Below are 25,617 nucleotides of genomic sequence, written 5' to 3'. Positions count from 1 at the left end.
TGCTGGCCAAGGCCGTCGCGACGGAGAGCGAGGCCAACTTCATCGCCATAAGAGGCCCCGAGATACTGAGCAAGTGGGTCGGCGAGAGCGAGAGGGCGATAAGGGAGCTGTTCAGGAGAGCGAGGCAGGTAGCTCCGGCTGTGATATTCTTCGATGAAATGGACTCCATAGCAGTGGCCAGGGGGCTGCGCTACGACTCGAGCGGGGTCACAGATAGAATAGTGAATCAGCTCCTCACGGAGATGGACGGGATACAACCTCTGACGAACGTCGTCGTCATAGGGGCCACAAACAGGCCCGACTTGATCGACCCAGCGCTCTTAAGGCCTGGCAGATTCGACAGATTGGTCTACGTCCCGCCTCCAGACAAGAGAGCCAGATTAGAGATTCTCAAAATACACACGCGAAGGGTGCCCCTGGCCGACGACGTCAACCTCGAGGAGCTGGCCGAGATAACTCACGGCTACACCGGCGCAGACCTCGAGGCCTTAGTGCGCGAGGCGGTGTTCCTCGCCCTAAGAGAAAGACTCGAGGCTAGGCCCATCGAGATGAAATACTTCCTCCGCGCGCTAGAAATCGTGGGTCCAAGTCTCACCGAGGAGGACATAAAGCGCTACGAGAGGATGGCTCGCGAGCTGAAGAAGCTCGCGACAGGCTGAAAGCCGCTTAGGGAAGAAGACGACGATGACGAACGACCTCTCTAGGGAAAGCCTAGAGAAGATTGCCGAGGCGTCTCTCGAGAGAGGGGCCGAGCTCGTAGCCGAGGAATTCAAGAGGCTCCTCAAGAGGGTGAGGATGGACCTCAAGGCCAGCGCGAAGTTGAGACATAGACGGCTCCTAGTGATATGCGGCGGCTCTCCCGAGAAGCAAGGGACGTTGGCAGCCTACACTCTCCGCAGCCTGGCTCTGACTAGAAAACGAGCCGGCTCTCAGAGCTTTAGCGTGCTCTACATATATCACGACGAGTTTGAGCCCTCGAAGCTCAGGAAGGAAGTGTTCAAGCTCTACATGAAGAGGTTCGCTAGCAAGCGAGAGCTGGGAGTCGAGAGGACGATAGACGTCTACGAGAAAACCGATAGGTACCTGGGGATGACGTTCGACGCCCTAGTGTTAGATCTCAATGACGACCTCAGACCCAATGACGTGGGCAGACTCGTCGAAGTGGTCCGAGGAGGCGGGGTCGTCGTCTTCCTCGCACCTCCCTGGAGCTCGTGGGATGTCGCTCTCACGCTCTTCAAGCAGCGCCTCCTCGTACCCGGCTTCGCTGAGCCCAGGCACATTTTCATTACGAGGTTCAAACGCAAGCTAATGGAACACGACGGGATCTACATCTACAACGCCGAGAAGGACGAGATAATCAAGAGGCCTAGGGTTCGTAGGCCTAAACTCTCTGCCACGGAAACGCAAGCCGCGGGGCAGGTCACGCGACCCAAAGGAAGAGCGTTTCCCTCGGTCCTCTACGACATGGCTCTCACGAGCGACCAAGCGGAGGCAATCGAGGCTCTGGAGAGCCTCGTCCCGAGACCTAAGAAGGGGAGGAAATCTGTCGTGGTTATCACGTCGGATCGAGGCAGAGGCAAGTCCTGCGCCGTCGGCATAGGTCTCGTAGGACTCGCCGAGGCCTTGAGACGCTACAAGCACAGGGTCCGTATAATTGTCACGGCTCCGTCGCCTACCAACGTCCAATCTCTCTTCTCTCTCGCGTGCGCCGCCGCTAGAACTCTAGGTCACGAAGTGCGTACGATAGAAAAAGAGGGGACAGTGATAGAGCTCAAAGGCCCCTTCTATTCGATTGAGTACTGGGAGCCTTTAGCCGCCTCGAGAGTTAGAGGCGATGTGCTGGCGACGGACGAGGCCTCTGGCATCCATGTCCCAATGTTGCTGAGGCTTTACGAGTCCTACGATAGGCTGATCTTCACGGCGACGATACACGGCTACGAGGGAGCTGGCCGAGGCTTCTCTGTGAGGTTTCTCGGAGCTCTTAAGAACGACCCGAGAGCCGATCTCCGAATGTGCGAGCTCGAGGAGCCCATTAGGTACGGTCCCGGCGATCCAGTTGAAGCCTGGCTCTACGACACGCTGCTGTTGAGCGCCGAGCCTGCGGAGCTAGATGAGGACGACATGAGAGCGATCGAGAGAGGAGATCTTCGATACGTTGAGCTAGAGCCGGCGGATCTGTTCTCGGAACGTGGCGAGGAGACTCTCAAGCAGCTCTTCGGGATCTACGTCCTCGCGCACTATAGGAACGAGCCGGACGACTTAGGCATGCTGGCCGACGCTCCCCACCATCTTATTAGGGCGGTAGTGCTGCCGAGCGGGAAGGTCGTCTGCTCGCTCCAGGTGGCCGTAGAAGGAGGACTCGAGGAGGAGCTCATCGAGGTATTACTGAGAGGGAGCAAGATCCCCGGCAACATCATACCCGATAGATTGTTAAAGCACCTCAGGTTCCGAGAAGCCGGTCGAATGAAAGGTTACAGGATAGTCAGAATAGCGACTCATCCGGCGGTTCAGGGGCGTGGCATAGGCTCCTTCGCCATCTCGATGCTCCTGGAAGAGGCCAAGCGCTTAGGCATGGACTGGATCGGCAGCGGCTTCGGCGTCAACGCTCAGCTCCTCTCGTTCTGGTTGAAGAACGGCTTCGTGCCTCTCCACATGAGCCCGGATAGGAACCCCGTGAGCGGTGAGTACACGCTAATAGTACTTAAGCCTGTGAGCAGCGCGGCCGAGCTCCTCGTCAGGGTCGGGAAGGGGTGCTTCCTCAGGAAGCTCCTCAAGAGTCTCCGCGACGTCTATAGAGAACTCGAGACAGAGGTCGCTCTCATGCTGATCAAGACCCTCGAGGGCGACGAGGAGAGAGACCTGCTTCCTCTCGACGAGATAAATGCCGAGAGACTTTGGATCTACGCTCACGGTCCCATGACCTACGAGGCCTCGAGTGATGTTATGCTCGATGTCGCTATGCACTACTTCACACACTACGGGAAAACCAAGGTCTCGCTCTCGAAAGAGGAGGAGCTCGTGCTGTTGGCCAAAGTGCTGCAGTGCAAGGGGTGGGAAGAGGTGGCCCGAGAGCTGAAGCAAGACGAGACCAAAGTGATGTACAAATTGAAAGACGTGGCGCGGAAGTTCGTCGAGGCGTACCTAGGGCGCGGGCCCGACTCGGAGGTGGGCTTGAGCCTTGAGCGAGAGGCCTGAGCCGGGCTCCCCTGTCCTCCTCGTGTTTCGGGATGGAAGCGCCAGAGTAATCATCGCTGAGAGGGGTCGCGTGCTCGATACGAAACACGGACGCGTGCTGCACGACGACGTGCTGTCGAGCGCGTGGGGCTCTACCGTGATGACGAGTACAGGGTCTAAAGCCTTCGTGTTTAAGCCTTCTCTCATCGACATTCAAATGCACGTGGCCGAGAGAGTCACTCAGGTCATTTATCCGAAAGACTGGTGCTTCATGATAGCGGCCGCCGGCGTCGGGCCCGGCTCGATCGTGGTCGAGGTGGGGACCGGGTCGGGCTTTCTCACGATGGCGCTCGCTTGCGCGGTCAGGCCCACCGGACGCGTTTACACCTTCGACGTCCGGAGAGAGTTCGTTGACGCGGCCAGGAGGAACGTGGGGCTCAGCGGCTGCGGCGACGTGGTAGAATTCTTCGAGCTGGACGCGAAGTCCGGGATCCCCGTGAGAGGGGCCGATGCTGCTTTCGTCGACGTGCCGGACCCCTGGAACCTCCTCCGGCCTCTGCATGAAGCCCTGAAGAGCTCAGGCTCGCTGGCCGTCTTCCTGCCAACGGTCAATCAGGTCTCCAAATTGCTCGCCGAGTCCTCAAAGAGCGAGCTCTTCGGATATCCCAGAGTCTTCGAGATTATGCTCAGAGAGTATCAGCCGGACCCCAGCGCTCTTAGACCCATATCGATCCAAGTGGCTCATACAGGCTACGTGGTGTTGCTGAGGAGGCTCGCAGCGATCGATGAGGATCGACGTTAGAAATCCTTATCAGGAGGATCGACGCCGAGAAGAGCGCGTGGGAAGTTGCCCCTGAGCCTCGGAACCCCGGAGATCCTGATAATACTGGCCATAGCCCTTCTCATACTGGGCCCGAGCAAATTGCCGCAGCTGGCCAGGTCCCTGGGAGAGGCGCTCAGGGAGTATAGAAGAGCGGTTAGCGGGGAGGAGAACAGGCCTCGGGCCGAGAGGATGCCCGAGGTAGACGACGAGCTCCTCCTCAAGTTGGCCGAGAGGCTCGGCGTGAGCCGCGAAGGTAAGACGCCTGAAGAGCTCAAGCGCGAAATCCTAGAGAAGGCCAGAGAGAGCGGCCTCTTAGAGGAGGCGAGAGGTTCTAGTTAAGCCCTCCCTCGCGACTCGGCCTCCTCCGTCGCTTGCTCGCTGATCTTCTCCACGACTAGCAGCGGACCTCTCTTTTCTAGGACCCTTACGAGATCTCCGGCGGTTACGGGTCCGCCTCGACTAATCGCTCTCCAGTATTCTCCCTCGATAATGACGAAGCCCTCGGTGTTCTCGTCGAAGTTGTCGAGCGCCCTACCAGTCTTCCCTTCTACGGTCCAATACTCAAAGGGCTTCTTCTTCCTCACCTGAATGATCTTGTAGATAGCAAAGCCCGTGAGAGGGCCGAGCAGTCCGCCGCTCGCATAGGCCGCGTACAAGAAGCCTCTGGCGTATTCCCTCGAGAAGTAGTAGCCTCCGCCCGTCGGGAGGAGAGCTATTCCAAAGAGCAGCATAGCTATGCCTGTCATGCCGAGCACGCCGAAGCCCGGCGTGACGAGCTCTGTCACGAGAAGCGCCGTGCCGGCCGCCAAAAGAAACAAGGTCGTAGCGTTGATGCTATAGCCGGACCCGAGGAAGCCAAGCGCCAACAAGAGTACTCCGAGCGGAGCGTATTGCGGGTGGCCAGCCACTATCGATAAGAGAGTTATCGCTAAGCCGAGCGACAAAAGGACGCTATTGAGCATAGGCTCCGAGAGATGGTGCACTATCTTGACCCTCATGGGAGGCTCGTATCGCTCTACCGCAGCCCCGTCGGTCACCAACAAGAACCTCTTGCCCGCGTAGGGGATGAATACCTCCGTGCCATTCATCTGCCTCAGGAGATCGCTCAGGTCCCGAGCGACGTAGTTTATCACGCCGTACTTCAGCGCATCTTCCGCCCCCAAGTTCAAGTTCTCCGTAACGAACGCCCTCACCGCGGTCATGTTCCTGCCTTTGGGCCCCGCGTGCTCATCGAGGAACTCAAGTATCGGGTTGATTATCTTCGTGTCGTTCACGGGCACGTATCTGCCGGTGAGAGGGTCGTACTCTATTGGTTGCATAGACCCTATGATCGTGCCCGGCTGCATGGCCGCTACGTGCATCGTCACTAGTATGAGGGTCCCAGCGCTCAGAGCCCACCTATCGACGACCATGCCGACGACGGGTATCTTCGCTCGGTCGATCGCCAAGGCTATGTTAAGGGCGGAGTTCAGAAGCCCTCCGGGGGTATTGAGCTCAAAGACGACGAGGGCTCTCTCGCTCTCTGCTCTGCTTATGGCTCCGCTCACTAGCTCCTCCATAGCTGTGTCGATTATGCCATCGATCCTAGCCACCAGCACCTTATTGCCTATAAGCGTGTGCTCCGGCTCAACCTGCTGAGCTAACGCGAACTGAGACAAGAGAGAGGCTGAGGTCAATGCGACAAGTAATAATGTCAAAAAGACGCTCGTACGTGCTGCGCTCATAGCGCTCTCCTCGACGTCGCTCTCTAGACGACTCACCCGCTCTCGCCGCTCTTCTCCCTCTGCTGAGATGCCCTCGTGAGCGCCAGCAGCCCACCCATCTGCGAGAACTCCTGAGGCATCACTACAATTAGATTCTTCTCCCTGGCCACCTCTATGAGGGTCTGGAGCTCTCTCAATCTCATGGCCAGCGGGTGTATCTCGTAGAACTCCGCGGCCTCTGACATTATGCTGGCGGCCTGCCTCTCGCCCTCGGCCTCGATTACTCTGGCTCTCCTGAACCTCTCGGCCTCGGCCTGCTTGGCCATAGCCCTCAGCATGCTCTCGGGCAGCTTAACCTCCTTGAGCGTGACGGTCGTCACCTTTATGCCCCAAGGATCCGTCAACTCGTCGATTATCTTCTGAAGTCTCTTATTGATCTCTTCTCTTTTAGTCAGGAGGTCGTCTAACTCGACCTGACCTATGACGTCTCTCAACGTAGTCTGGGAGATCATCATCACCGCGAAGTGGTAGTTCTCAACGCTAACTATGGCCTTTACCGGATCCATGACCTTATAGTACACCACGGCATCTACTCCCACCGTGACGTTGTCCTTTGTGATTATCTTCTGCTCGGGTACGTCGACGGCGACGACTCTGAGGTCCACTTTGACCAGGGAATCGACGAATGGAATAATGAAGAAGAGTCCGGGCCCCTTAGCTCCCAGCAGCCTGCCGAGCCTGAACACGACCGCTCTCTCGTACTCACGCACTATCTTAATGGTCATGGAGAGGAGGAGGACGACTACGAGTAGCGTTATCAACATCCAAGCCAATCTAGCTAAGGTCTCGGCGAGCGTGGGCACCTACCATCTCACCGAGTAAAGAATTAAGACTCCCCCGTAATAAAAAGGCGCTCGAGCGCCGAGACTCGACGGTGTATCCACGTTGGGGCGGGAGAGAGCGAAGCGCGAGGAGTTAAGGCGAGAGCTCGTTGAGCTCATCGAAGAGAGCCGGGACTCTTGGATCAAGGCAGCGTTCTTCTCTGACCCGACCGTGGCTAATCTGCTCGAGGAGCTGCACGAGAGGTGGGCCGGCTCGGGAGGCGTGGGGGCGCCGCTCGACTACGCGGAGCAGAACGAATTAGAGGAGCTAGTCACTAGGGCTAGGAGATATTCCTCCATGAGCAGCTCCGAGGCCGCTAGACTGGTTATTGAGAGAATGACTGGCTCTCCGAGGTAGTGCTCAAAGGACGACGAGATTACAAGATCGACCTCGCGCCGCCGATGAGAGAGACTATGCGCTCGATCAACGTCTCCATAGGTCTGCTCTCGACCACCTTCACGAGAGCCTTCGCGGGTTCAGGCGTTATCGAAGCGATCTCTATTCTATCCGTCACGGCGATAGCCTTAGAGTTCGAGTCGAGCGCTGACATTATGAGATCGAGTAACTCGAGCTTCGCCTCCGTCTCCTCGAGACCTAAAATGACCTGGACGAGGTATCTCTCGCCCTCGCGGACCAGCACGGCGGTGGGCTTGTAGTCCGCCCCCGACCTCCCCATGACTTCTCTCCCGATCTTCACGTTCCAACCCATCTCGCCTAGCTTCTGCAACTCTCTAACGATGAACTCCTCCTCCGCGGACCTCTTAGGGGGGTAAAGAATCCTGTAGAGGGCCTTGAGAGCGATGAGGGCCTTCCTACCGGCCGGCCTCATCTTCACGATTTTGGATTTCGCCACCGCGATCTCTTCGATGCAGTCGGCCGACTTTAGGAGATCGAGATATCTGCTCAACATCTTCGAGTTGAGATTGGTCCTATACATCAAATGCGTCTTCTTCACACCTCTGTCGCCGGAGGCCGCAACAGTGCTCATTATCTCATAGAGTATCTCCACGTCCGATCTGTATTTCCTTTTCTCGACCGCTTGGGTGCTATCCATGACTCTCGGCTCCACTCGAGTTATCTATGCTATGTTATCTATATCATATTAACACTTAATAAGTTACACTTAATGAGAGCCAGCGCGCTCAGAGACTTAGCTGAGATAACTGCGCGAGCACCCTCTTTCTGACCTCGGCGAGGGGCCTCGGTGTCCTCACGATTCTTCCTCTCATCACAGCCGGCTTGAGCAGAGGTTCTGGTGAGGTTCCGTCCGAGCACTCGGGCGCCGACGCGCCCCACCTTACGACGTGATCTTCGTTGACGCTGCACCTGTAGACCTGTCTGGCCCCCGGCAGTTTCCCCCTCTTGGTCCTGGGCCTCCAAGCGCCTCCTTCCATTACCTCCACTATGTCCATGCTGATGTCGACGCTGGGGGGAAAGGCTATGGATGTGCCAACGCCGAAGCCGTCTACTAAGTCTCTCAGCCCGGCCGCCTCCTCCTCATCGATTCCCCCGCTGACGAAAATCTTGACACGCTCGAAGCCCTCGAGCCTCAGAGCCCATCTCACCTCCTCAACGATTCTCCTCATGTCTCCTCTCCTCGAGCTGGGCGTATCGAGCCTGACGCCGCTCAGCCTCTCCCCGAGAGTCCTAGCCGCTCTCAGAGCCTCCTCCCGCTCGTCTAAGAAGGTGTCCACTAACACGATCCTCGGGACTTCAGGCTCGACGTGCTTGTCGAATGCCTCAGCCGCTCTCTCGACGCCGCCGAGAACTATCACGAGGGAGTGGGGCATTGTGCCCACGGGCTCTACCTCGTTGTACTTCCTGGATAGGGCTCCGCTAACTCCGTCGACCCCGCCTATCAGAGCGGCTCTATCCACTGCGGGCTGAACGATTGGGTGCACGCACCTGAGGCCAAAGAACAGCACGGTCTTCTCGCCAGCCGCTTTCTTTATTCTAGCCGCCTTTGTCGCGATGCTTGTGTAGAACCTGAGCATTCCGAGCAGACTCGTCTCGAGCTCCACGAACTCGGAGTACGGGCCTTCTATCAACACGAGAGGCTGGAGGGCTCTGAAGACCGTGCCCTCCTCCATAGCGTAGACGTCGACGCTTCTGCCCTCGAAGAGCTTCAGCGCCTCATCTACTCCGGCCAAGACGGCCCAATTGTAGCCCCTCGGAAGCCCGTAGGCGTGGACCTCGGCTCTTACTCGAACCCCCTCTAGCCCCTCCCTCTCTAGGATCTTCTTGGTCCTCAAGAAATAGATGTCCGTAGCTTCGCCTCGTAAGATCTCGTCGTCGCTCGCCACTATGAATTTCACATCTGGTTCCCTCGCTTCGGGCCAACACGTCCTAGCGATTACCACATTTTAATCTTTTTTATTACTCTATTTCTACGGGGTCCCCCGGTCCGTGAAGCTCTCATATTTAGTTCGAACGCCGAGGTCCGGTCATCCCCCGCCGGTCATCGGATTGATCTTCTTGAGAGGCAGCTTGAGGTGCTCGGCCACTCGCTGAGTTGCCCAGAAGTACGATCTACTGCCAGTGCTTCTCCTGAGCTTGAAGCTCTTATAGACGCATTTCAACAGGAGCTCGCCTCTCGGGGAATAGACCGCCAGAGAGCCCGAGACCCTCCCGCCGAGCGACTTCACGAGCCTCACCTGAACGAGGACCGCCCCCTCACGCGGCGGGTCCTCCAGGCGAACCTCCTTCGCCGAGCCGCGGGAATAAATGGGCTTCGTCGGCGTTCCTTGAGAAGCGTCGACTTCCTCAACCTGACCGCTCTTCCACACCCAGTAAGCGTTAGCGAAGCACGCGTGCTTCCCGGTGGAGCTCCGGCTCTTCTCGATCCTACAGATGACGGGCAAGAGTCCTCCCCATCGCTCGAGCGTGGATTCCACCGCGCTGGGAAAAACTTTGAGCCTCGGCGACATCTCTCAGCTAATAATGACGCAGTCCCCGTGCTCCTCGGCGACTCCCCTCGCCGGCTCGAGCGCTAGAGTCAAGTCGACGCGAGCTAGAGGCCTCGTTAGCGTCAAGCGCGCTTCCCCCGCCTTTATCACGATACAGTGGGCTGAGCTCTTCAGGGAGCGCTCCTCGAGCAGCTTCCCCTCGCCGCTCGAGTAAACGCGTAGCTCTATCTCGAAACTCGATGGACTCGCAATCAAACGAATTAGTGCCTTCCTCTCCTCTTTCTCGCTCAATCAGCGCCACCCAAGACCCTCAGCGCGACCCTCAAAATCTCGGTTCCCCTCTCGAGCGTCCCGAGAGAGCCCGCGGCGCACGAAGACTCATCGAAGCTTTTCACGTTATCAGGCACGAGGCCTGGTCTGCGAATGAGGAGCGGAACGGGGTCGCTGCTATGCGATCTAAGAGAACAAGGCGTGGCGTGATCGGACGTGATTATGACGGAGAGGTCACGCTCTAGCTCGAGCAACTCGCCTAGAAAGTACTCATCGATAAGCTCGATGCTCCTCCTCTTGCCCTCATGATCTCCGTCGTGCCCGTACTCGTCGGGCCCCTTCACGTGCACGTACACGAAGTCGCTGTGAGAGAGTTCTCGCGATACCGCTCTCGCGAGCTCTTCGTAGTATCTCCTCTTGTTTCGAGCCCTCGGTATCTCCGAGGAGACCCTCATGCCGGTCGCCTTCGCTATGCCGATTTCGACTGGCATCTCCGCTATAGCTGAGCAACGCACCCAATGCCCGATCTTGAGCCTGAGAGGAGTGAGGCGAGGGAGTTTGTCGCCGGCGTCGCGCAGTAGGATGGCGTTAGCCTCGGGAAGGCCGCGGCTTCTTCTGCGAGCGTTAACGTGGTGAGAGGAGAGGACCTCGATCGCTCTCCTCGTGAACTCGTTGACTAGTTGGGCCGCCCGAAGAGGCGCTTCCCCCTCAAGTAGCGGGCGCGCCTCGGCCACTTTGCGCGGGAATTCGCTCGCCGCCTCGGAGGCGAGGCCCTTCCTCACGTACGCGGGGTCAGTGTTACTGACCTCCGCGGAGAGCTCTTTTTCGTGGCCCAATACTACGACGACTCTGTGCCCCACAGTATGTCTCACGCGCGCGTAGCCTTTCCCTCCATCGAGCTCCATGCCGTCGAGGGCTCGAGCTAGCTCTTTCCCCTCGCTTTCGTCGAGTACTCTACCGGCTCTCCTATCGATTATCTCCATTGTCGTGGGGTCCACCGTCGCGAAGTTGCCGCGGAGAGCTATCTCGTGTCCCTCGACGAAGTTGAGCCCGGCTCCTAGAGCCTCTAGCGGGCCCCGACCGGTGTAATACCGCTTAGGGTCGTAACCCAATATGGAGAGGACCGCGACGTCACTCTCCGGGGCTACTCCGCGAGCGACCGGATAGACGAGGCCGCACCGACCAGCTCTGGCCAGCAAGTCTAGTCTAGGCTTACGGGCGGTCTGGAGAGCGGTCGTCTCTCGAGATGGAGAGCCCGCGACCCCGTCGATGACGAAGTAAACGAGCCCCACGTTCTCATCCCCCGAGGTAGAGCGCGACCGGAATTGAGTCGAGGAGGTCCGTGGCGCTTATGCCCTCGCCGAGGCGCCGCGTCGCCATTTCTCCCGCTCTCCCGTTCACGTATGCAGCGATGAAGGCCGCCTCGAATATATCGCGCGTCCTCTTGACCAGAGCCGCCACGATACCAGAGAGCACGTCGCCCGTGCCGCCCGTCGACATGGCCGGCGTGCCCGTGGAGTTCCTCATGCACTTCTCCCCCTTGCATATCACGTCCACGGGAGCCTTGAGGAGCACGACGGACTCGCTCCTGGTGCTCAACTCGATGACCGTCCTCTCTTGCGGGAGATCACTCGGCAAGCCGTAGCCCTCGGAGAGGACTCTCAGCTCCCCTCTGTGGGGCGTGAGCACAGCTCTCCACCCCAGCTTGGGCCTCAATCGAGCCGCAACCTTGAGAGCGTCGGCGTCGACCACGAGAGGGGGGGCCCCCGAGGCCTTCCAGGCCTTCTCGAGGAAGACTGTGACGAACTCTTCGGTCTCTCTATTCAGTGACATGCCAGGCCCCAGCACGATAGAGTCGGACTTCTTCACGAACTCCATTACTTTGTCCAGGTGATCGGGGCTGAGGTAATCTCTGCCAACCGAGAACGTGATTATGTTTGGCGAGAAGGATGCGACAACGGGCCTCACGATCTCCGGGACGCCAACGAAGACTAGGTCCGCTCCGGTCCTCAGAGCCGCCATGGCAGCTAGAGCTGGGGCGCCAACGTATTCTACGCTGCCGCCCAGCACCAGCACCCTCCCCCCGTCGCCCTTCTTAGCATCCTTAGGTTTCCTTAAGACGAGGTGTCTGACGTGGCCCGGACCCACGTATTCTTCCGCTGCCCTCGGTATCCCCACGTTGCATACTACCACTTCGCCGACTCGAGAGCGCTCTAACACGTGCACGGGCTTCCTATAATGTATCGCGACGGTATAATCGGCGAAGACTGCCACGTCGCCGATGTAGCCGCAGTCCGGGTCCAGCCCGCTCGGTATATCGATAGCTATCTTCCGTGCTTTAGATGCATTTATCGCCTCGATGGCCTCGCGGATCGGGCTCCTCAGAGGAGGCCTCACTCCGGTGCCCAATATCGCGTCGATTATGAGAGATGCTCCCTCTAAACCCGCCGGACCGTGCTCCCTAAAGTACTGGATCTCTACTCCGGCTGCGCTCAGGAGAGCAAAGTTCGTCCTCGCGTCCGGGTGCTCGATCTCCTCGCGACCGTAGAGCGCCAGGACCCTGACCCTGTAACCGCGCGAGGCTAGGTGCCTCGCCGCTACGAAGCCGTCACCCGCGTTGCCTCCGCGCCCGGTCACAACGACGACGAGCTTTTCTTCGCGGGGCTCGCCGAGGAGCTGAGCCGCTAAGTCGGCCACGCACTTGCCGGCGCACTCCATCAAGTGGGAGAGCGAGAGCCCGAGAGTTGAGGCATTCTCTTCTATAGCTCTCACGTACCTGGACTCGAGAACCTCGCCCAGCAAGCTCCCTCCTCGGCTCAGCGTCCGTTCTCGGCTTCGATTCTGAGCTCGAGGTTGTGCTTCTCGGCTACTCTCCTGATTTTTCTCAATTTCCTGGAGGCAGCCCTGGCGGCCTCTCTTGGGACTCTGACGATGACGGCCACGTCGTCGATCTCGACGGTAGCCTCCGGCAGTAGGCGCTCTATTTGCGCTTTGAGCGAGCTCTTAGGCTTCTCCTTGCTCCTCCTCACCGGTACGACTACGACTTGCTCGCCGAACGTGTATAGCTCATACTCAAGCTCTCCCGTGATGAAGTCCCTCACCTCGACTACAGGCCTCGAGAGCTCGGCCTCCTTGAGGCCGGTTGGCAGCTTTATCGTCATTGTTATCTCGTAGACCTTCCTGACTGTCCCTTTATCGAGGAAGATCAGCGTATCTACGATGCTCGGTATCACGCCGAGCTCCACGCGACCGATGAATCTTTGTATCGCGTCTATCGGCGACGTGGCGTGGAGGACCCCTATCATGCCTATGCCCGCGAGCCTTAAGTCGACGTAGAGCTTGAAGTCCTCATCGGTCCTCAGCTCGTCAAAGACCGTGTAATCAGGCCTGCTGAGGAGCAAAATATCGTGTAATTCTCCCTTCTCGGCCAAGTGCTTGCTGTACTGAACAATATTGGGCGGCAATACCATGTCGCGCGGAGACTCAATGGTTTTTACTATCTTGCCCTTGCTGGCGTAGTATTCGGCCAGCGCTTGAGCGAACGTGGTTTTGCCCATGCCAGGCGCTCCTGCTACTAATATGCCCTCGGCCCTCTGCTCGAGTCTCTCGAGGAGCTTGCTTCCCAGCTCGTAGTCCGAGAGCGATAGCTTGACGAGAGGCCTCACCGCCGTGACCTCCCACCTGCTCCCCATGGGGGGTTTTACTACGATGATCCTATAGCGCTCCAGCTGGACTATCGTGCTACCCGCTCTGTCTATCTCAATAAAGGAGTCCTCGCGCGATTTCGCCTCCTCCACGATCTCCTCAACTATTTCTTGGATCTCCTCACGGCTCAAGGGCTTCTCTGTTATCTTCTCGAAGACCCAGTAGCCCGGCGTGCCCCTCTTAGCTACCGGAGGGGCCCCCTCTATTAGGTGCACGCTCATCGTTCTCTCGTCGAAGAATTCTTCCAGCTTCAGCCTCCCCCTCCTCTTATTTCCCGGCAAATAGACTACTCTCAGCCCTAAGGCTGAAGCGGCCAGTCTCGACACCTCGTCGCTCGTCACTAACACGGCGTTCAGCTCTCGAGCAAGCTCTCTCGCCGCTGCGCTGAGGATCAGAGGATCGAGATTTCTCGGGTCACGCGGCGTATCTCCGACGAAGATCACCTCGAGACCCTTCTGGGAGGCCAGCCTGGCGAGGGAGGAGAGCTCTTCGAGGCTGGCGAGGCCCAGCGACCTCCCCTCGGCGGCTAGCCTCTCGAGATACGTCAGAATAGCCCGGTGCACGTATATTTTGCTGCCCGGCCCAAGAGAGCCCTTCTCGATCAGACTCGTTGGGGCTCCTCGCATTATCGAGCTTAAGTCTAGGACGTAAGCCTCGCCCTCGAGGCTGGCTGCGATCGACGCCATCTCGTCCATCCACTACGAGCGGGAGTTCGTCTCTTTCCCTAATAAGCGGCTCCTGCTATATCGCGAAGAGTGCCCGCGGGTGAGCTCGATGAAGAGCTCGGTGAGAAGAGCGATCGCCCTCATTGAGATGGTGAGGCCTCTCAATTCTCTCATGATGGCCGCGGCGGTGCTAGTCGGGGCGCTCATAGTCGCGCCGAGCCACCGAGATCTCTCGGACAACGCGCTTCGTCTGTTGATCGGCTCGATCGTGGGATTCTCTTTGACCGCCTCCTCGATGGTCTTCAATGATATCATGGACGTAGAAATAGACAGGATCAATGCTCCTCACAGACCTATACCGAGCGGCAGAGCGAGCGTTGAGGAGGCTTGGGTCCTGTTCTCGGTCCTCTCGGTCGTCGGCATAGCTCTCTCCGCTCTCACGGGCCCTTACACGCTAGCTCTCGCCTCATCTTCTCTAGCCTCTTCGTGCCTCTACAGCCGTTGGGGCAAAAGGCTGGGGCTCCTTGGAAACGCTATGGTGAGTTACAACGTGGCGATCCCCATACCGTACGGTAGCCTCCTCATAGAGCGGATCGAGCCCAAGATCCTCGTCTTCTCTCTGATGATATTCCTGGCCAACATGGGAAGGGAGGTCACTAAAGGCATCGCTGACGAGGAGGGAGATAAAGCTCGCGGCGTGAGGACTCTCTGCGTGACTCGCGGCCCCGCGGTGGCAGCGGCGGTCTCCGTCGCGTTCTACTCCGCTGCCGTGGCTCTCTCACCCTTCCCCCTCCTGATGGGCTGGACTGGTCCGCTCTACGGCGCTCTAGTGGCTCTCGTAGACTTCGGATTCGCTTACTCTTCAATCGAATTATTGAGGGCGCCTTCGAGGAGCTCGGCGCTGAAGATCAAGCGGAGGGCGCTGCTCCTCATGTTGTTGGGGCTGTTAGCCTTCGCGCTCAGCCGAATTAGATGAGTCCTCCCCCTTTTATAGCGAGAGCCGCGGAGAGGCCTCAGCGGTATCAAAGCCTTGGTCTCTCCCGGCGATGCTCTGTCGAAAGTGGTGCTCTTAGTCGATTGGAGCGAGGAGAGCTCCAAGGCTCTCGTAAATCTACTGGAGGCGAGGAAGCTTCTGCACTCGATCGGCCCCGAGATCTTCCCGAGCGAGGTAGAGGTGATAGAGGCCGAAGTAAGTGGGGAGCCCTCTTGGGCGAGTCCCCCCGCACTAATTGTCAGCGGCTCCGTGATATTGTCGGGGAGAGCTCCAACGATCGACGAGTTATTAGACGCTCTGCTGCTCGGGTGCGTAACGAGCGAGGCGGAGAAGTTCGACCCCCTGAGATCCGCTAGGAGCTCGGCGAGTGCCGGCTCGGCCTCTCTCCTCGAGAGTTAGGGATTCTTATGATCCATTTATAGATGTTTAGATGTTTTGGTTATAGGGGAGGAGGGCGAATTCTCGCGCGAATTCCTCGTACTCCGCAATGAATTTGCGCCCCTTGTCCGTTATGTGTATTAGCCCGGTAACCTCGTCGACCTTGACGAGCTTAAGCGATAGAGCTAACGCGAGGTGCCTCTCCATGACGCGAAAGTCCAGCCTGGCCCTGTTCGCCAGCTGCGTCTTCCTCAGACCTCCGTTGGTCAGAGACCTCAACATGTCGTAGATTATCTCGAGCGTGGACCTCTTCTCTGAGTTCAACCGCTCCTCGTAGGTGGCGCAGACCAAAGCGCATCAAGTCTCCGGGGGATCCGTCTCTTCACGTCACTTTTCTACTGTGCTCGATAAGTTCGTTATCCTTCATGGTAATCCATCGCGATTTTGCAATCTATAAGAATCAATTCTACTTACATGAGGGTCAGTTAGATTCTTGAGAGAGAGGAGGTCATGCGCTCTCGAGAGGGCTTCCCGCGTCACCTTGGCGTTACCGCTCCGCGTCCTCTCAAGCCCGTCTATGGTTACAAAGCGCCATCCCATCTCTCTTCCAACGTAAACTGCTACAAGGGGCACGCAGGATTCTCCGATTCTCCTTCTCCACTCCTCTAGCTTCTCGATCTGCTCTTTCTCGACATATATTGTCGAGCTCTTGCGCCTAGTCTTGACTTCTATGACCAACACCCGACCGTTCCTTATCGCGACGATGTCCGGTTGAAGGACGTGCTTCGCCTTAGCGCCGCTGGCCGGCCCTCTCACGCACGCGAAGCCCATGCTCCACAGCTTCCTCGCCAACTCCCTCTCCTTTGAGAAGCCGCGGGAGCGGCTGGAGCCTCTACGCGCCTCCATATACATCACGTCTCTAATTATGCTACATAATTATCTTATCTCAGGTTTGCGTTTCCGGCTCTTTTGACCCCCCTTTTAAAGGGGCAGGAGCTCTCCTCTCCATCAAGCGCCAAAAGCTCCTCTACTTAGGTTTTCCCTTAGAAGAGAGCTCTCTAGATAACATTTCTCCGATTACATCGTAACCGTATATCTGTTTGAGCCTCTCTCTACCCTCGGGCGTCACTCTGCTGGGATGCCAAGGCGGGTCCAGCGTCACCTCGACCCGCACGCTCTTGGCCTCGGGCACTCTCCTCTTGATCTCCTCCTCTACGAGCGTCGCCATGTAAAACGCGATAGGGCAGAAAGGCGTCGTCACGCCCATCTTAACGTAGATTTCTCCTTCCTCGCTGACCTTCGCCTCGTAAACGAGGCCGAGGTCGTAGATGTTAACTGGGATCTCGGGGTCATATACTTCCCGGAGAGCTCTCACGAGCTTTTCCTCGAGCTCGCTCTGCGACAACCCAATTTCTACCCCGCGCGTGAGAGCTCGCTACTTTCCTTCATTAATTTTCGCCTTACCAAAATTAGAGAGACTATGGGGGCCGACAGGAGAGAGGAGGCGCCACCTATGAACGACGCTAAGCCCAGGGGGTCCGAGAGCCCTCTCCTAGCCGATAATGCAACGAGGAGGACTGCTACCAAGAGGAGCGGGACCTGATACTTGAAGAATTGGGCCAGAGATCTTCGGCTCGGGGTCGACCTCTTCAAGGGAGTCTCACGCTCTCAAGTCTAGGGTGCTCGTCAACTTGTTCAAGAGCTCGTGGCTCGATAGCGAGTACTTGACCTCGCGGAACCACTTCCTGAGTTCGACTACCTTCGACCGAACCTTGGCAGGGTCTTCGCCGTCTATTGCGACTCTCCTCATGAGGAATGCTATCTCGACCATCTCCTGCTCTCTCATGCCGTACCTCGTCATCTCCTGCACGCCTATTCTTATCCCACTCGGGTTAGCTGCTGCCGTTGGAGGGTCCCAGGGCAATAGATTCTTGTTGACGATTATGTTCGCCTCCTCGAGGATCGAAGCCACCTTGGCTCCGCCGCCTTGGGCCGATACATCCACGAGGACTTGATGGCTTCGCGTGTAGCCCAGCCTCTCGCCGACCACCTTGAAGCCCTCCTCCGCTAGAGCCTCGGCCAGCCTCCTCGCGTTCTTCACGATTTGATCAGCATAGCTCTCGCCGTGCACCATCATCTCGGCCGCCGTGACTATCGTTGCCGGTATCCTATGGAGATGGTGATTGCTGACAAAGTAGGGAAAGATCGTCTTTGACACGAGCTTGTAGACCTCCTCTTCCGAGAAAGCTATCAAGCCGCCCTGCGGACCCGGGAAAGTCTTGTGGGTGCTCGCCGTAAGAGCGCTGCCCCCGAGCTTCAATGGATTCTGCCATCTTTTCCCCACTATGAGTCCGAGGACGTGGGCGCCGTCGTAGACCACGCGGGCTTCCACCGTCGCGGCGACTTGAGCTATCTCGCGAACCGGGTGCGGGAACAAGTAAACGCTGCCTCCCAAAATCACGAACTTGGGCTTAACGCTCTCGATCACTCGGGCTGCCCCGTCGACATCTACGTTCATGCTATCGGCGTCGTAGGGTAGCTCGCGTTGCTTGAGACCGAGAGCTCCGACGGTGCCGAACTCCGTGTGACTGACGTGGCTCCCCGCCTGCACCGGGGCTACAAGCACGACGTCCCCGGGCTGAGCGAGCGCTCGGAAGACGGCCGCGTTGGCTACGGTCCCGCTCACGGGCCTTGACTCGATCATCTCGGTCCCTAGCAGCTCTCCCATCATTTGCTGCAACATGAGCTCCAGCTCGTCGATCTCGCGCGTACCTTGGTAGAACCTCTTCCTAGGTTTGCCCTCGGCATATCTCCCCATGAAGTCGCTCAGGTAAGCCTTCTCGGCGAGAGGGCTCATGACGTTCTCGCTGGCGATTAAGTTTAGACACTCGAGCCTCCGTCTCCTGTTAGCCTCGTTGATGAGCTCGATAGCCTTCTCCAGGTAGATTAGAGCTCTACCCTCCAAGCCCATCGCACCAGCGGTGAGTGAATAGAGCTCCTTTAAAAGATTAAAAGCTCGGCGCGCAGTCGGGTTGAGGCGTCTCTCTCTCCCACAGAGGTCTGCCCTCTCGAGTCGGAGGAGCGAGCCAGTCTACTACTTCGAGCGGCCTCTCGTGATACACCACGACCCTTACCGCGCCCAAAGGGCTCTCGCTTTCGTGATCGACTAACGAAAGCCTCCCACCAGCTAGCGCCTGCTTATGAATGAGCACCCTGAGCGTTTCCTCGCTGGCTCCGCTCAACATCCTCTTCCTGGCGGCGTCGAGTATTCTCTCCCTTCTGAGAAGGTCGCGCAATTTGGCTAGGGAAGATAAGCACCTTGAGACGGCCACGAGCCTCTTCTCACTCGCCTCTTCCTCCACGAACACGCGCTCCGGCTCTACGATGCGGTTCAAGAGCTCCAAGAGCTTCGATTCATCCTCGGTGAATCTCACCGGGACCTCCACGCGTACCTTCCACTGCATTCCTCGAGCACCTCTCTCGCTCTCTCCACGGACCTCGAGAGCTCCTCGAGCGTGGACTCATTCACTATCATGACGTCCGCCAGTGCTATGACCTCGCTTACGCCGAACTCGAGCTCGGCCGCGTCTCTGCGGACGAACTCCTCCCATGAGCGGGGGTCGCCGGCTCTCCCTCTTCCCCTAAGCCTCTCGAATCTGGTCTCCGGGCTTGCGTGAACCGCGACGACCTTAATGCACTCCGCCTCTCGTGCCAATACATCGAGCTCGGCAGAGCTCCTGACCCCTTCTACCACGACGAGCTTGCTCTCGATCCTCCTCAACTCATCTAGGACGAGCTCGGCCACGGCCCCGGCTCCCCGCTCGCGCCTCAGCTCGCGCGCGATCTTCATCACATTCTCTAAGTCCTCCCTCAGCCCGCGTTTCCTGACCTCTCTTCTCACGACGTCGCCCATTGAAATGACTGGGGGGCCGAGCAGCTTAGCCACGGTTGATTTGCCGGAGCCGGGGAGGCCGGCGACGGCCACGATTCTCTTCCCGCCCGACATTAGCGTCCCCCGCGACGTCGTGGTTGGGCAAAATTATTAACGCTATATCGGCGCCTGTGGACACGAAGCGGCGCGGAGCTATGGCGTTGAGGCTCTTCGTCTCAATTGACGTAGAGAATCCCGACCTCGTGGCCAAGATCTCCGAGCTGAAATCGCTCATTGATTCGGTAGGAGCGCCCGTGAAGCTCGTCGAGGACGAAAACCTACACGTGACGCTAGCCTTCATCGGAGAGGTCCCCGAGGTCCTCGTCGATAGAGTCAGGAACTGTCTGGCTAGGGTGAGTCGCCCCTCGTTCTCGGCGCATCTCCGAGGTCTCGGGGCCTTTCCCTCGCCTCAGAGGCCGAGGGTTCTTTGGGTGGGCATCGAAGAGGGCAGAGCCGAGCTCGAGGAGCTTCATAGAGCGGTTTCGAGGAACTTAATCTCGGCCGGTGTTGGCTTCAGAGGCTCGAGCTTCGAGCCTCACGTGACGATCGGGAGAGTAAAGGGCGCGAGGAATATCGCAGTTCTGACGAAGATACTGGAACAATACTCTGACTTCGAGGTGGGATGGCTGAAGGTCTCGGAGTTCAGGCTGAAGCGCAGCGTTCTCACGCCACGCGGCCCCATCTATTCAACCCTGGCCAGCTTTCCCCTACAGTGAGCCAGGAGTGGTGGTCTAGGCTTTGCGCTCGAAGAGAGAGGAGATCGAGAGAAGCGTCCTAGTCAGGATCAAGCCGAGCCCCGAACTCTACGAGGAGGGGCGCTCCATCTTCTCCGAGGTCGCTAATTTAGTGAGAGCCTTAGCCGCTAAAGAGGGTTGGACCTGCGACGTGAGGCTCGAGGGGAGCTTCGCTAAAGATACTTGGCTCGCCACGAGCCCTGAGCTCGACATCTTCGTGTTGTTCGACGAGGGGGTCTCGGGCGACAAGATAAAGACTGAGCTCTTCCCGAGGCTGCTGAAGATATTCGAGGCGTACGAGCCCGTGGTGAAGTACTCGGAGCACCCCTACCTCTCTTTCCAAAGAAAGAAGTTCAAGGTCGAGGTAGTGCCGGCAACGCGCGCTCGGCCAGGCGAGATGAGGACGGCCGTGGATAGGACCCCTTATCACACGAAGTACGTGCTCGAGCACTCGAACGAAGAGCTGAGAGACCAAATGAGGCTCCTCAAGCAGTTCTCCAAAGCGGTGGGGGTCTACGGCGCGGAGATCGCCGTAGAAGGCTTCTCCGGTTATCTGCTGGAGCTGCTGACGATATACTACGGGGGATTCGGGGAGGTCCTCGAGGCCGCGTCAAAGTGGGAACCCCCCGTCGTTATAGATCTCGAAGGCTACTATCGAGACGAGAGAGAGGCCGTCGAGAGGCTCGGGAAGAGACCTCTCGTGGTAGTGGACCCCGTTGACGAGAGGAGGAACGTGGCCTCGGCCCTCTCGCTCGACAAAATGATGGAGTTCTCTATGGCCTCCCGCCTCTATCTAACGAGGCCCAGCGTCTACTATTTCTTCCCCGAGGAGCTGCCGAGCTCCGAAAGATTGCTCGAACTCTTAATCGAACTCGCGAAACACGTGGTCGTGGTCGAAGTGAGACTGCGGGCCCCGCTCCCCCCCGACACGCTCTGGGGCGAAGCCAAGAGGCTCTCGAGAAACGTCTCCTCGTTCTTGGAGAACGAGGGTTATGATCTCATTAGATGCTCAACGTGGACCAACGAGTCAACGAGGGCGCTAGTGGCCTGCCTAGTGGAGGAGCCCTTCAAGCCGGGCCCGAAGAAGCACGCGGGCCCCCCTGTCACGAACTTCGAACACACTCTGAGATTCGTGGAGGCCTACGCCGGCCGACCCGGCTCGGGCCCCTGGATAGAAGGCGGGAGGCTCTACGCGCTCAAGGAGAGGAGACACGTGAGCGCCCCGGCCGCGCTCGAGAGCGCTCTCCGCAGTCTCCTAGTTTCGCACCTCAGAGAGGGAGAGGCCTCCGCGTACTCTCTCTCGTGGCGCTTGGACCTACTCGACGAGGAGCCCGGCGCATGGCTCAGGGAGTTCCTCTTGGGGAAGCCGAGATGGCTCCTCCCCTATTGCCTAGAGCTCGAGAAAGCATAGCCTGTTATCCACCCGACCGCGACGAGCGCGAGTGCCTCGAGACTATTAATGCGCTAGTCGCGGCCGGGTTCTCGCTCGAAGATCTTCGACCCTACGCCAAGGGGACGGACTCGCTCCTCTTGCTTAACGCTCCGACCAAGACGCTGATCAAGGTCCCGAGGCTGGACTCTAACGCCAGTCCGCTCAAGGAGGGACTCTTTCTGCTCCTCTTGGAGAAGTCCTCGGAGGTGAAGCTCGCTCCGAGGGTTTACTCCTTTTCCGAGAGGTTCGTCCACATGGAGCTGATCGAGGGGGAGGAGCTCGCGGATTTCTTAGATCGAGGGGGGAGGTTGAGACCGAGCCAGATATGCTCTCTCCTGAGAAAGGCCCTAGCCCTCGACCTCATCGGAGTAGACCACGGAGAGTTGGTCAGGCCGCATAAGCACGTCATGTTGACTAAGAGAGGGGGAGAGCCCGTCTTCGTTGATTTCGGGAGAGCTAGCGCGACGAGGAGGTCGAAGAACCTCGCGTCTCTGCTCTCGTTCCTCGTAGGATTGAGCGACGAGCTGAGCCGTATGAGGGCGCAGATCATAGAAGAGCTGAGGAGATGCAAAGTGGAGAAGGATAGATGCCGCCTCCTCGTGGAGTTCCTCTGCTCAGAGGTCGGAGCCTAGAGAGCTCTCGGCCTCCGCAGGCGCATAGAGAGGCTTCGGCGCAAGCCTCGCTCTGACGTCCACGTAGAAGGAGCCCCCGACCTCCACGGGCAGCAATCCCATTGTCTTTGCTGCATCCGCGCTTGTTATCAAGACGTCCTCCTGACTCGGTCGCGAGAGCCTGCTGCCGCATTTGGGGCACACGTATCCGTACCTACTTAAGACTTCGTAGACGGAGGGCACGCCCACGTAGTCCTGACCCACGTAGCGGAGATAGTGCAAGACGTAGCCGCAGCCTTTGCATCTGTAGACGAGGGGCAACGAAGGACACCACACCGAAAGTATTCTTTCGTCGAGTTATAATCAGAGCGCGAGGTGGTACCGCGCTCCGCATGGTATTATCTGCATCGATGAGGTGCACCGCGCAGATCTCGCGCTCGGCAAGGACAAAGTAATACCCCGCTTTTCTTCTTTTAAGGGAGGATGGTTCCTCCCGCGATTCGGCTCAGAGCGTGAGCGAGGCCATGAGATATCGATTTCTCGACCATAAGCGGAGGCTACTCGAGCTCAAGATAGAGTCTCCCGACGACCTATGGATCCTGCGCACGCTGGTCAGACCCGGCGACGTGATCACGGCGAGGACTACGAGAGAGGTCAAGCCGTCGAGGGGGGGCCCCGGCAGGAGAGTTCCAATGATCCTCAGCATAAGAGTTTCCTCGCTCGAGTTTCAGCCATTCACGAATAGGCTCAGAATAAGGGGGGTTATAGTCGAGGAGCCGGAGGAGTACGGGCTCCTCGGAAGCCATCACACCTTGGCCGTGGGGGTGGGCAGCGAGCTGCTGATAACTCGCGAGGAGGGCTGGTCCGACGCCGACCTCAAGAGGCTCTCTAGAACAATGGAGAGGAGGAAAAGAGTCGTGGTCCTAGCGATCGACCACGACGAATACGCCGTGGGGATCGTGGGAGTCCAAGGCCTCAAGATACTGACGGAGAAGGCCCTAAGCCTCCACGGGAAGGCGAGAGGTTTAGACCAAAGCGACGAAGTGGAGAGGGCCTTAGAGGAGGCGGTCCAAGTCGTATTGACCGCGGCAGAGAGAGAGGAAGCCGACGTCTTCGTGGTAGGCGGACCTGGCTTCCTCAAGGAGAGAGCCGCGGAGATCCTCTCCACCAGAGTCGGGCCCGAGCGCGTGCTGGTGGATGACGCCAGCTCCGGCGGGTCCGCCGGCCTCGTCGAGCTCGTGAGACGCGGCGCTCCTCTCAGAGCGGCCGAGGCGTTCGAGCTAGAGGAGGCCGAGAAGACCCTGGAAGAGGCCCTGAGGCTCATGACCCTGGACCCCGCGGCTTTGGCCGTGGGCCTCTCGGAATGCGGCGAGGCGGCGAAGCTGGGAGCGGTCGAGAAGTTGCTTATAGTCGACGACCTCCTCTCCACGTTTGATGTAAAACTGAGAAGCTCGATAGAAGAAGTCCTCGAGATTGTAGACGAAAAGCGCGGGGCGATCACGGTGGTGCCGTCTAAGAGCCCGGCCGGAGAGCGTCTACTGGGGCTGGGTGGGGTCCTCTGCCTCCTCAGATTTCGCCTGAGTACGTGACGTGGACTTCCTCGAGAACGGTCCTAGGATGCGTGGGTAGACCCCTGAGCATCTTCGCTCTCTTGACGCATTTCGCCGGCACGTGCTCGAGCGAGGCGGAGAGGAGCTTGCCCGAGCTCTCTGAGCGAAAAACCAGCCCCTTCTCGATCAACTCCTCGACCTCGCAGTCGTCGCTCAGCTCCACCTCGTACCACGCCACCTCGTAATCGCTGAGGGCTCGCTCGTATACCTGCAGGTCCGCGCGGAGGGCTCTCGCGTACCTGAGCTTATCCTGCACCGATGTCTTGAAAGAGGCCGAACAGAAGTGGATCGATATCCTAAGCCCGAGCTCGGCGATCTCTCGGATCACCGAGAGCGCTGCCTCTCTGCTCCCCCTCACGGCCACCCCGCTCTCGTCAGGCTCTAGGCCCAGCGCCGAGAGGGCGAAGATGTTTGGCTCGGCCGCCTCGAGCTCGTTCAAATTGATGAATCCTCCTCCGGCCTCGTGGAGAAGCCTCGCTAATTCGAGGATCTGCCTCTCGCGCCCAGGTATCGCCGGGACCTCGAAGCCCACGTCCATGCTCGTCAACTTTTTAGCGAGAATAGCCCTCCTCTCTAGGCCGGGCTCCACGGGATGGAACCTTATTTCGTCTAGACCCGCTCTCTCGAGCGCTCTGAGGACCTCGGCCGTGGCGAGCCTCCCGTTGGTGTATAAGTGTATGTGAAATCTATCGCCAAAGAGATCCTTCAATGCCTCTACGACGCGGAGCGTCCGGTCGAACCTATAGAGCGGCTCTCCGCCCGTTATCCCGGCTCCTCGCGCATCTACTCTCGCTACCTCGAGCACCAGCTCCTCGATCGAGCGAACCTTCTTGTCGCCGGCGAAGACCACGTCTCTTCTCCTGGCGCGACTGATGGGACAATAATAGCACTTGTACTCGCAGAGGCCGGTGATGAAGATGGGTATCTTGAGCCCCTCGCGGCAAAGCTCGCACCCTACGCTGAGCTCCGAGCCTCTCACGCGCCACCTCTCTCCTCGAGGACTTTGCGTACGGCCGGGTTCCTCGCGGCTAGCTCCTCTAGCGCCTCCTCGAAAGATTCGCCGGGCCCTAACCTCCTCTTAACGAAGACGCCCGTCCTGCCCAACTCATCTCTTCGCGTGAGTACTCTCACTCTCTCCATCACAGTCTCGAGACTCACGCCGAGCACCTTAGCGACCTCGGGCTCTATGCCCAAGATAGACGCCGCCACGTGTCCCCTCGGTGTCGGCCTGATCAGCTCGAGCCTCTTGTTAACTCCAGGCCTCCTCTCTCCTCTCAGGAGACCTTCTAGGTCTAGCGCTCCACCGAAGTAGTAGAATTCGAGCTCGCGCGGCAGGAGGCGAGCCAGCGGGAAGCTCACGACGACCTTCTCCGCTGGCTCGAGAACTAGATAGGCCTTGGGCGTGTGCCTCGGCGTAGCCTGGACCAGGAGCCTCTCCAAGATTTTGAAGCCGCTCTCATCGACCACGAGCTCTGCAACGTAGGGAGGAATCGGTGTAGGGATGAAGACGTCCACGTCGCTCTCCGGGCTCACATCGCCTCGAGCTACGCTCCCGTGGACTATTGGGTTGAGTCCCCATCTACGCATGGGCTCCATGAGCCTTCTAGCCGTTTTCCTCTTCTCCTCGAGGAGGAGCCACCTGGATGCGTTATAAATCACCTCGAACTCTGAGCCGGGCCTCGAGACTTTCTCTCTGACCAATTCCGTTCTACACCGGTGATGTCGCGTCCAATATTGAAGGAAGATTGGGTCGGGTGGGGGAGGTCCAAAGCCCCGCATCCTTGGCCGCTAGACGACCC

Annotated in this window: 30 protein-coding genes; 12 read left to right on the top strand and 18 right to left on the bottom strand. The window is 58.5% G+C overall.

All coding sequences use genetic code 11. The features are described from left to right. The 4 genes from QXU97_06140 to QXU97_06125 all read left to right on the top strand — a co-directional run. Positions 1-659 (top strand): AAA family ATPase (locus tag QXU97_06140; protein MEM4036168.1); only part of this gene is annotated, 659 nt, incomplete at its 5' end. 25 nt (positions 660-684) lie between these two features. Beyond that, positions 685-3,195 (top strand): GNAT family N-acetyltransferase, encoded by a 2,511-nt coding sequence (locus QXU97_06135; GenBank protein ID MEM4036167.1) that lies wholly within the window; start codon positions 685-687, stop codon positions 3,193-3,195. Then, the gene (locus tag QXU97_06130; protein ID MEM4036166.1) at positions 3,179-3,976 is read left to right on the top strand and encodes a tRNA (adenine-N1)-methyltransferase; all 798 of its coding nucleotides are present in this window, start codon (positions 3,179-3,181) and stop codon (positions 3,974-3,976) included. Before QXU97_06135 ends, QXU97_06130 begins: the two co-directional genes overlap by 17 nt. Before the next feature lie 45 nt (positions 3,977-4,021). After that, positions 4,022-4,336, top strand: coding sequence for a twin-arginine translocase TatA/TatE family subunit (locus QXU97_06125; GenBank protein ID MEM4036165.1), 315 nt, complete (start codon positions 4,022-4,024; stop codon positions 4,334-4,336). Here the strand turns inward: QXU97_06125 and QXU97_06120 are convergent. Together QXU97_06120 and QXU97_06115 are read right to left on the bottom strand one after the other, a co-directional pair. Beyond that, a complete protein-coding gene (locus tag QXU97_06120; protein MEM4036164.1) occupies positions 4,333-5,757 on the bottom strand; it encodes a nodulation protein NfeD in 1,425 nt (474 codons plus the stop codon). The genes QXU97_06125 and QXU97_06120 overlap by 4 nt on opposite strands. After that, a complete protein-coding gene (locus QXU97_06115; GenBank protein MEM4036163.1) occupies positions 5,754-6,563 on the bottom strand; it encodes a slipin family protein in 810 nt (269 codons plus the stop codon). The genes QXU97_06120 and QXU97_06115 overlap by 4 nt, the downstream gene beginning before the upstream one ends. Before the next feature lie 82 nt (positions 6,564-6,645). Between QXU97_06115 and QXU97_06110 the strand changes: the two genes are divergently transcribed. Beyond that, positions 6,646-6,939, top strand: coding sequence for a hypothetical protein (locus QXU97_06110; GenBank protein MEM4036162.1), 294 nt, complete (start codon positions 6,646-6,648; stop codon positions 6,937-6,939). A 19-nt stretch (positions 6,940-6,958) separates the two neighbouring features. Here QXU97_06110 and QXU97_06105 read toward each other — a convergent pair whose 3' ends face one another. The 7 genes from QXU97_06105 to QXU97_06075 form a co-directional block, all read right to left on the bottom strand. Beyond that, complete coding sequence (locus tag QXU97_06105; protein ID MEM4036161.1) at positions 6,959-7,636, bottom strand: winged helix-turn-helix domain-containing protein; 678 nt, start codon at positions 7,634-7,636, stop codon at positions 6,959-6,961. A gap of 88 nt (positions 7,637-7,724) precedes the next feature. Next, positions 7,725-8,897: a nicotinate phosphoribosyltransferase gene (locus QXU97_06100; GenBank protein ID MEM4036160.1), complete on the bottom strand. Its 1,173-nt coding sequence runs from the start codon at positions 8,895-8,897 to the stop codon at positions 7,725-7,727. 129 nt (positions 8,898-9,026) lie between these two features. Further along, a complete protein-coding gene (locus tag QXU97_06095) occupies positions 9,027-9,443 on the bottom strand; it encodes a hypothetical protein (protein MEM4036159.1) in 417 nt (138 codons plus the stop codon). A 69-nt stretch (positions 9,444-9,512) separates the two neighbouring features. After that, complete coding sequence (locus QXU97_06090) at positions 9,513-9,779, bottom strand: hypothetical protein (GenBank protein ID MEM4036158.1); 267 nt, start codon at positions 9,777-9,779, stop codon at positions 9,513-9,515. Then, a complete protein-coding gene (locus QXU97_06085; protein ID MEM4036157.1) occupies positions 9,776-11,050 on the bottom strand; it encodes an alkaline phosphatase family protein in 1,275 nt (424 codons plus the stop codon). The genes QXU97_06090 and QXU97_06085 overlap by 4 nt, the downstream gene beginning before the upstream one ends. 4 nt (positions 11,051-11,054) lie before the next feature. After that, the gene (locus QXU97_06080) at positions 11,055-12,560 is read right to left on the bottom strand and encodes an NAD(P)H-hydrate dehydratase (protein MEM4036156.1); all 1,506 of its coding nucleotides are present in this window, start codon (positions 12,558-12,560) and stop codon (positions 11,055-11,057) included. A gap of 14 nt (positions 12,561-12,574) precedes the next feature. Next, positions 12,575-14,149, bottom strand: coding sequence for an ATPase, T2SS/T4P/T4SS family (locus QXU97_06075; protein MEM4036155.1), 1,575 nt, complete (start codon positions 14,147-14,149; stop codon positions 12,575-12,577). Positions 14,150-14,237: 88 nt separating this feature from the next. Between QXU97_06075 and QXU97_06070 the strand changes: the two genes are divergently transcribed. Both QXU97_06070 and QXU97_06065 read left to right on the top strand, forming a co-directional pair. Beyond that, complete coding sequence (locus QXU97_06070) at positions 14,238-15,104, top strand: geranylgeranylglycerol-phosphate geranylgeranyltransferase (protein MEM4036154.1); 867 nt, start codon at positions 14,238-14,240, stop codon at positions 15,102-15,104. 54 nt (positions 15,105-15,158) lie between these two features. Further along, the gene (locus tag QXU97_06065; protein MEM4036153.1) at positions 15,159-15,521 is read left to right on the top strand and encodes a hypothetical protein; all 363 of its coding nucleotides are present in this window, start codon (positions 15,159-15,161) and stop codon (positions 15,519-15,521) included. Between the two features lie 27 nt (positions 15,522-15,548). Here the strand turns inward: QXU97_06065 and QXU97_06060 are convergent, their stop codons facing one another. From QXU97_06060 to QXU97_06050, 3 genes are all read right to left on the bottom strand, one after another. Continuing rightward, positions 15,549-15,851 (bottom strand): winged helix-turn-helix domain-containing protein, encoded by a 303-nt coding sequence (locus tag QXU97_06060; protein ID MEM4036152.1) that lies wholly within the window; start codon positions 15,849-15,851, stop codon positions 15,549-15,551. Between the two features lie 72 nt (positions 15,852-15,923). Beyond that, positions 15,924-16,406 (bottom strand): Holliday junction resolvase Hjc, encoded by a 483-nt coding sequence (hjc, locus tag QXU97_06055; GenBank protein MEM4036151.1) that lies wholly within the window; start codon positions 16,404-16,406, stop codon positions 15,924-15,926. 121 nt (positions 16,407-16,527) lie between these two features. Then, positions 16,528-16,905 carry an iron-sulfur cluster assembly protein gene (locus QXU97_06050; GenBank protein ID MEM4036150.1) on the bottom strand — a complete coding sequence of 126 codons (378 nt, stop codon included), beginning with the start codon at positions 16,903-16,905 and terminating at the stop codon, positions 16,528-16,530. A 75-nt stretch (positions 16,906-16,980) separates the two neighbouring features. Here QXU97_06050 and QXU97_06045 point away from each other — a divergent pair, with 75 nt between their 5' ends. Beyond that, positions 16,981-17,103, top strand: a complete 123-nt coding sequence (locus QXU97_06045; GenBank protein MEM4036149.1) for a hypothetical protein — start codon at positions 16,981-16,983, stop codon at positions 17,101-17,103. Positions 17,104-17,160: 57 nt separating this feature from the next. Here the strand turns inward: QXU97_06045 and glyA are convergent, their stop codons facing one another. From glyA to QXU97_06030, 3 genes are read right to left on the bottom strand one after another with little or no spacing between them, the layout of a single operon-like run. Further along, positions 17,161-18,465, bottom strand: a complete 1,305-nt coding sequence (gene glyA / locus QXU97_06040) for a serine hydroxymethyltransferase (protein MEM4036148.1) — start codon at positions 18,463-18,465, stop codon at positions 17,161-17,163. A gap of 43 nt (positions 18,466-18,508) precedes the next feature. Continuing rightward, the gene (locus QXU97_06035) at positions 18,509-18,964 is read right to left on the bottom strand and encodes an RNA-binding domain-containing protein (GenBank protein ID MEM4036147.1); all 456 of its coding nucleotides are present in this window, start codon (positions 18,962-18,964) and stop codon (positions 18,509-18,511) included. Continuing rightward, positions 18,931-19,506 carry an AAA family ATPase gene (locus tag QXU97_06030; protein MEM4036146.1) on the bottom strand — a complete coding sequence of 192 codons (576 nt, stop codon included), beginning with the start codon at positions 19,504-19,506 and terminating at the stop codon, positions 18,931-18,933. The genes QXU97_06035 and QXU97_06030 overlap by 34 nt, the downstream gene beginning before the upstream one ends. 86 nt (positions 19,507-19,592) lie before the next feature. Here QXU97_06030 and thpR point away from each other — a divergent pair, with 86 nt between their 5' ends. The 3 genes from thpR to QXU97_06015 are packed head-to-tail and all read left to right on the top strand — an operon-like array spanning position 19,593 to position 22,229. Beyond that, complete coding sequence (thpR, locus tag QXU97_06025) at positions 19,593-20,147, top strand: RNA 2',3'-cyclic phosphodiesterase (GenBank protein ID MEM4036145.1); 555 nt, start codon at positions 19,593-19,595, stop codon at positions 20,145-20,147. Between the two features lie 22 nt (positions 20,148-20,169). Next, complete coding sequence (cca, locus tag QXU97_06020) at positions 20,170-21,576, top strand: CCA tRNA nucleotidyltransferase (protein MEM4036144.1); 1,407 nt, start codon at positions 20,170-20,172, stop codon at positions 21,574-21,576. Next, positions 21,552-22,229 carry a hypothetical protein gene (locus QXU97_06015; protein MEM4036143.1) on the top strand — a complete coding sequence of 226 codons (678 nt, stop codon included), beginning with the start codon at positions 21,552-21,554 and terminating at the stop codon, positions 22,227-22,229. The genes cca and QXU97_06015 overlap by 25 nt, the downstream gene beginning before the upstream one ends. Here QXU97_06015 and QXU97_06010 read toward each other — a convergent pair. After that, positions 22,212-22,529: a hypothetical protein gene (locus QXU97_06010; GenBank protein MEM4036142.1), complete on the bottom strand. Its 318-nt coding sequence runs from the start codon at positions 22,527-22,529 to the stop codon at positions 22,212-22,214. The two genes, QXU97_06015 and QXU97_06010, sit on opposite strands and share 18 nt — an antisense overlap. A gap of 203 nt (positions 22,530-22,732) precedes the next feature. Between QXU97_06010 and QXU97_06005 the strand changes: the two genes are divergently transcribed. Continuing rightward, on the top strand, positions 22,733-23,797 hold the full coding sequence (locus QXU97_06005; protein ID MEM4036141.1) for a hypothetical protein: 1,065 nt from the start codon (positions 22,733-22,735) through the stop codon (positions 23,795-23,797). Here the strand turns inward: QXU97_06005 and QXU97_06000 are convergent. Both QXU97_06000 and QXU97_05995 read right to left on the bottom strand, forming a co-directional pair. Beyond that, the gene (locus QXU97_06000) at positions 23,775-24,797 is read right to left on the bottom strand and encodes a radical SAM protein (GenBank protein ID MEM4036140.1); all 1,023 of its coding nucleotides are present in this window, start codon (positions 24,795-24,797) and stop codon (positions 23,775-23,777) included. The genes QXU97_06005 and QXU97_06000 overlap by 23 nt on opposite strands. Continuing rightward, positions 24,794-25,519, bottom strand: coding sequence for a nucleotidyltransferase domain-containing protein (locus QXU97_05995; GenBank protein ID MEM4036139.1), 726 nt, complete (start codon positions 25,517-25,519; stop codon positions 24,794-24,796). Before QXU97_05995 ends, QXU97_06000 begins: the two co-directional genes overlap by 4 nt. Positions 25,520-25,617 lie beyond the last annotated feature (98 nt).

The sequence above is a fragment of the Fervidicoccaceae archaeon genome (assembly GCA_038878695.1).
Taxonomy (GTDB): domain Archaea; phylum Thermoproteota; class Thermoprotei_A; order Sulfolobales; family Fervidicoccaceae; genus JAVZVD01.
This window is presented reverse-complemented; position numbering and strand designations above follow the sequence as displayed.